This window comes from Amycolatopsis sp. M39 (genome assembly GCF_001651785.1).
Lineage (GTDB): Bacteria > Actinomycetota > Actinomycetes > Mycobacteriales > Pseudonocardiaceae > Amycolatopsis > Amycolatopsis rubida.
In genome coordinates this window covers 43802-44447 of record NZ_LWSF01000028.1, presented here as the reverse complement: position 1 = coordinate 44447, position 646 = coordinate 43802, and the positions used below count along the sequence as shown (strand labels likewise).

The 646-nt window shown below is 68.4% G+C and carries 1 protein-coding gene; it reads right to left on the bottom strand.

What is annotated here, in order from left to right; genetic code table 11:
• Window positions 1–646: AMP-binding protein (locus A4R44_RS49590; RefSeq protein ID WP_198545596.1), on the bottom strand; the 646-nt coding region annotated here is incomplete at both ends.

Below are 646 nucleotides of genomic sequence, written 5' to 3'. Positions count from 1 at the left end.
CCTCGGCACCGGTCCGGACAGGAACGCCCGCAGCATCGACGGCACGAAATGCGCCGTCGTGATCCCTTCCGCCACGAGAACTTCCGCGAGATATTCGGGATCGCGATGGCCGCCCGGCCGGGCCATCACGAGCGTCGCGCCGACGGACAGCGTCCAGNGCCTCGGCACCGGTCCGGACAGGAACGCCCGCAGCATCGACGGCACGAAGTGGGCGGTCGTGATCCCGTCGGCCATGGCTTCGGCGAGATATTCGGGATCGCGGTGCCCGCCCGGCCGGGCCATCACGAGCGTCGCGCCGACGGACAGCGTCCAGAAGAACTCCCACACCGACACGTCGAAGCCAAAGGGAGTCTTCTGCAGCACCCGATCCCGCGGCGTCAAGCCGTACTCGTCCTGCATCCACCGGAGCCGATTCACAATCCCGCGATGCTCGATCACGACGCCTTTGGGCCGCCCAGTCGACCCCGAGGTGTAAATCACGTACGCCGCGTTCTCCGGCCGGACCACGACCTCCACCGGTTCCCGGGATCCGCCGAGCCCGGCCAGATCACCCGGCCCGACTACGACCTCGGCACCCGAATCCTCGACCATGAACCGCAGCCGGTCCTCGGGATGATCCGGATCCAGCGGCAGATACGCCGCACCC